Annotated in this window: 1 protein-coding gene; it reads right to left on the bottom strand. The window is 74.9% G+C overall.

The genetic code is table 11. The annotated features are described in order from the left end of the window. On the bottom strand, window positions 1-485 hold a 485-nt coding region (locus AAW13_RS43420; RefSeq protein WP_143145113.1), incomplete at its 3' end, for a pectinesterase family protein. Window positions 486-530: the final 45 nt, after the last annotated feature.

Here is a 530-nt window from a genome sequence, read left to right as displayed (position 1 = left end):
GGGTGGTCGGCGCGCAGCCAGTCGTTGGCGAAGGTGATCCAGCGGGCGGTGAAGCCGTCGGCCTGCACGGTTGTGGTGGCGGACCCGGTGGTGCCGTACGTCCCGCCACCGGGTTTCGGGGTGCCGGCCGCGTTGTCGTGGACGATGACGACGTCCCGCGGGTTCTCGGTGGCGCCGATCCAGGTGGCCTCGGTGCGGGTGGTGTCGAGGGCCACCGTCTCCCGGTAGACACCCGGGGCGAGGACCAGGGTCCGGCCGCTGCCGGTGGCGGCGGTCACGGCGGCCTGGACGGTGCTGAAGTCGCCGCGCCCGTACGGGTCGACGTACAGGGTTTCCGGGGAGAGGCGGCGCTCCGGTGACCCGTACCGCCCGAAGGGGCGGCCGGTGGCGTACGCGGGCACGGCGGCCAGGCCGAGCGCGGCGCCCGCCCCGGCGGTCGCGCGCAGGAAACCCCGTCTGGACAGGGGAAGGAGGGGCGAGGACATGCGGGGGTGCTCCTTCGCGACGGAGAGGGAGGAGAGGGGGGAGAG

Origin of the sequence: Streptomyces humi, assembly GCF_001005085.2 — a bacterium.
GTDB lineage: Bacteria > Actinomycetota > Actinomycetes > Streptomycetales > Streptomycetaceae > Streptomyces > Streptomyces humi.
Note: the sequence above shows the minus strand (reverse complement) of the source record. Positions and strands in the feature narration are given on the sequence as shown.